The sequence below is a fragment of the Ferruginibacter sp. genome (genome assembly GCF_014377975.1).
Lineage (GTDB): Bacteria > Bacteroidota > Bacteroidia > Chitinophagales > Chitinophagaceae > Ferruginibacter.
Genome location: NZ_JACMOO010000307.1, coordinates 1 through 4,758 on the forward strand (window position 1 = coordinate 1; position 4,758 = coordinate 4,758).

At 38.7% G+C, this 4,758-nt stretch carries 3 protein-coding genes; 2 read left to right on the forward strand and 1 reads right to left on the reverse strand.

The annotated features are described in order from the left end of the window. Positions 1-300, reverse strand: a 300-nt coding sequence (locus H7254_RS15640; protein WP_301933850.1) for a glycoside hydrolase family 47 protein, incomplete at its 3' end; no start/stop codon positions are given. A 541-nt stretch (positions 301-841) separates the two neighbouring features. Between H7254_RS15640 and H7254_RS15645 the strand changes: the two genes are divergently transcribed. Both H7254_RS15645 and H7254_RS15650 read left to right on the forward strand, forming a co-directional pair. Further along, complete coding sequence (locus H7254_RS15645; protein ID WP_301933851.1) at positions 842-3,559, forward strand: family 78 glycoside hydrolase catalytic domain; 2,718 nt, start codon at positions 842-844, stop codon at positions 3,557-3,559. A 131-nt stretch (positions 3,560-3,690) separates the two neighbouring features. After that, positions 3,691-4,758, forward strand: a 1,068-nt coding sequence (locus H7254_RS15650) for an NAD(P)/FAD-dependent oxidoreductase (protein ID WP_301933852.1), incomplete at its 3' end; no start/stop codon positions are given.

Below are 4,758 nucleotides of genomic sequence, written 5' to 3' on the forward strand. Positions count from 1 at the left end.
AGGTCTCCTCATTACACCATTTCTGTTTTCTATACTGCCCTTGTCCATTGAAGTATTACTATAGGCATCAATAGGTGACATATTAATTGATTCGGAATACCAGTCATGATAGGGTTTTGAAATAGGTAATAAGCCATCGTGTGGCCAGGCATATTTTGTGTAGGCATCCCAGGTTCTGAGCGTTTCATTTTTTACCTCTTCTGCAAGCGTATCAGGAAGTTTTTGCACAGTGGCTTTTTTATCAAAATGGCCGGAAGACAAAAATAAACTTGCAAGAAACGAAAGAATGATACGCTTCATAATTGTATTACTTTTTGTATAGTAATCTTAAAGTTTTAAAGTGCCTATCGTTAAAAAAGATGCTATTGTTTGCCGAATTAATAAAAGAAAATTATTCAAACATGTCAAAATTTCCCGCAGGGGTCAGCGGTTATGTAGCCCTATTATAACAAGCCTGTAACAAAGTAAACGGAATTTAATTACTTTATAAATACCTGCTACGCCTCATCTTCAATAAAAAAAATTAAAAGTACAGGCACAAATTATTTCCGCCACTTCGCAAGCACGGCAATATCTGCACCATTAAAATTGTATAAAGATCGATGAGCGTAGGCTATAATTATTTGATCCTCTAATTTTGTTTTTAAACTACAATCAAACTAATTTTTTGTAAGGCTAAAGAAATTTTAAGGATCAATAAAGTACAGCAGGTTTTGTTTTTATTATTTTCTATATTTACGTACACCATATTTTTATACCATTATCGCTTAACGTTATGCGCTTGCAACAGAAATTTTCCGTCGTGGATTTTATGCCCCGCCAAATAGCAATACTATTAGTTTTGTTGCATGTTCTCGCAGCAGGTTTTTGCAATACTACCATCCAGCCCGGTATGCTTACTTGCGAGTATCTTCAAAATCCTTTAGGCATTGATATTGCCAAGCCCAGGCTTAGCTGGAATTTTACTAGTAAGGAAAGAAACCAGTTGCAAACCGCCTATGAAGTAATAGTTAGCAACGATGAAAAAGAAATAAAATTATTGAAGGGAAATAATTGGCAAACAGGTAAAATACTTTCTGCTGATAACATTCATATTATATACTCAGGAAAATTGCTGCAGCCTTTTACCAAATATTTTTGGCGGGTAAAAGTATACGATAAAAACGGCGAGGCATCCCTATGGAGTGCGATATCAACTTTTGAAACTGCCGCTTTACAGGGAAGCGACTGGCAGGCAAAATGGATAGGTGATGGCAGTAAACAATTTGAAAAAGATGAGGGTTTTTATAAAGAGGATGCTATGCCATTGTTTAAAAAGCAAATTATCATCCATAAAAAAATAGTTTCGGCAAGATTATATATTTCCGGGCTTGGTTATTCGGAAGTATATATCAACAACAAAAAAATTGGCGACCATTTGCTGGACCCCGGGTTTACGGCTTATAAAAAAGAAGTGCTGTATGTAACCTATGATGTAACCAATTCATTCAATAATAAATTAGAAAATACTATTTGTATACTGCTGGGAAATGGTTGGTACAATCCACTGCCATTGAGGTTATTTGGGCGTTTTAATTTGAGGGAAGTACAACAAACTGGCCGGCCTTGTGTAAAGGCGCAAGTGTTATTAATATACACAGATGGCACTAACGAAACAATTGCTACCGATGAAAGCTGGCAAACAGCCAAGGGGCCAGTGATTATAAATAATGTATACCTCGGCGAAAAGTATGATGCCCGTTTAGAAAAAAAGTTTACAGATAAAACCGGTTGGAAAAATGCAACAGTAACAGATGGCCCATCAGGTATTTTATCAGCACAAATGCAAGCACCCATCCGGATTACCAAAGTAATACAACCCGTAAGTATGCATGAAAGTGGTAAAGACACTTTTATTGTTGACATGGGGCAAAATTTTGCTGGCGTAGCAAGGATAAAAGTGAGCGGAGCAGCAGGTACAAAAGTAAGTATGCGGTACGCCGAAATATTGCATGCCGATGGATCGTTAAACTGGATGACCACCACTGCAGGGGCTATTAAAGAAGTGTGGAATATAAACGGCGGTCCGGGCGCACCCAAAACCGCCTGGCAGCAGGATGAGTATATTTTAAAAGGTTCTGGGGTAGAAGTGTGGAACCCCCGGTTTACATTTCATGCGTTTAGGTATGTAGAAATAACCGGCTGGCCAAGCAAGCTAACATTGCAAAATATTGAAGGCTTACGCATGAACAGCGATGTAGAAAAGGATGGAGAATTTAGTTGCTCCAATGATATGTTCAACAGTTTGCACTCAACTATAAAGTGGACTTTTTTAAGCAATATTTTTAGTATACAATCTGATTGCCCTGGCAGGGAAAAGATGGGCTATGGCGCAGATATTGTAGCCACAGCCGGAGCTTATTGTTACAATTACAATATGGCCAATTTTTATACAAAAACAATCCAGGATTTTGCCAACGACCAACAACCAGATGGGGGCTTAACAGAAATTGCGCCCTCTACCGGCATTGCAGACCGAGGCTACGGTGGGCAGTCCGGGCCGTTGGGTTGGCAACTGGCTTTTTGTTATTTACAAAAAAAACTCTATGACCAATATGGGGATAAAAGAAATATTGCACAGCAATATCCTGCATTTAAAAAGCAACTGGATTTTCTTCAAAAGAATGCTATACAAGGTTTGTATCATTGGGATATTGGAGACCATGAAGCCTTAGACCCAAAGGCAGAAGCATTTTCTGCGGCGTGTTTTTATTATCACCATGTTTTACTGGCAACTGAATTTGCGGGCATCCTCAATAAAACAGGCGATTCGGTAGAATACGCTCAACTCGCCCAAACTATAAAAAACGCTATTATTGAAAAATACCTGGTACCCACTACTGGCAGGTTTGATAATGCTACACAAGCAGCCCAGGTTTTTGCCTTGTGGTATAATTTATCGCCAGAAAAAGAAAATACTTTCAATGCATTGCTTAAAGAAATTGAACGGCATAATGGGCATTTGTCGACCGGCATTTTTGGTACTATGATGCTATTTGATGTACTGGCCCAAAATGATGATAATGGGTTAGCCTACAGCATTGCCAACCAGAAAACTTTTCCGGGTTGGGGTTATATGCTGGCTAATGAGGCTACCACTTTGTGGGAGTCGTGGGCCAAGCCAGCATCCAGTTCTTACAACCATCCCATGTTTGGTTCGGTAGATGAATGGTTTTATAAATCACTGTTAGGTATAAACGCCGCAATGCCAGGCTTCAAAAAAATTATCATCAAACCACAACCCGCAGAACTTACCTGGGCAAAGGGTACGTATCAATCAATATATGGATTAATAAAAAGCGATTGGAAAAAAGAAGGCAACCGTTTTCAATTACAGGTTACTATACCTGTAAATACTACCGCGGAGATTTGGTTGCCTGCTAAGGAAAATGCAGTTATTACAGAAGGCGGAAAAAGTATTGTTTCATCAAATGAAATTAAATTACTGCGATACATAAAAGGATATGCTGTTGTTGAATTGGGATCGGGAGATTATACATTTGTATCAGATAATAAATAATAGGGTGCCTTACAATAAAAAGAAAAATCAGTATGAGTATTTTCAATTTTTATCAAACATAAATCACCATAGCCTGATAATTTATTAAAATAATTCTGTCAGGTTTTTAATACACCTACGTCCCCAACTTTATGCATCAAAAAAAATACGACATCATCATCATTGGCTGCGGCTCTGGCGGGCTTACTATAGGATTGTTTATGGCAAAGGCAGGTTTTCAGGTGCTGATGGTTTCCAAATCTGATCATTCCATTGGCGGCGATTGCCTTAATGATGGTTGTGTGCCAAGCAAGGCGTTGATTCATGTTGCCAGGATTGCTCACCAGGCAAAAGAAGCAGCAAATTTCGGTCTTAACCTGACCGGCACAATTGACATGCAAAAGGCAATAAGTTATGTGTACGAAAGACAGGAGCTTATAAGGGAACATGAAAATGCTGGCTGGCTTAAAAAACAAGGAGTTGATGTTGCATTGGGAGCAGCGCATTTTACAGGTAAAAATGAAATTGAAGTAGCAGGAGAACAATATATCGGAAAGAAAATTGTTATCGCAACAGGCTCCAGCCCACGCAAACTCCAGGCACAAGGCATTGAAAAAGTACGGTACTTCGACAACGAAAATATCTTTCATCTTTATATATTACCGGGCAGATTATTAGTAGTTGGCGGAGGGCCCATAGGTATTGAGATGGCACAAATCATGAGCAGGTTGGGAAGCAAGGTTACTATAATACATAATGGGGATAGCATTTTAGAACACGACGATAAAGCAATTACCGATATCCTATTAGAAAGATTGAAAAAAGAAGGTATTGACATCTTATTGAATGCCGAAATAGACCAGTTCTTAACTGGAAATGAAGCCACCGTAAGCTTAAAAAACAGGGGCAAAATAAACATACAATTTGATGCTGTATTTGCAGGCGTAGGGAGGCAGTTAAACATAGAAGGTTTGCAATTAGAAAGCGCTAATGTAACAGTGAATGAAAACAAAATAGTTACCAATAAATATTTACAGACCACTAATAAAAACGTTTTTGTTTGCGGTGATGTTGCCGGCGGCCTTCAATTCTCTCATGCTGCGGAAGCGCATGCAAGATTGTTACTCAACAATTTCTTTTCTCCTTTTAAGAAAAAACTGATCAATGATTCTATGTCCTGGGTGACCTTTACTGACCCAGAGGTGGCAACCTTTGGATTA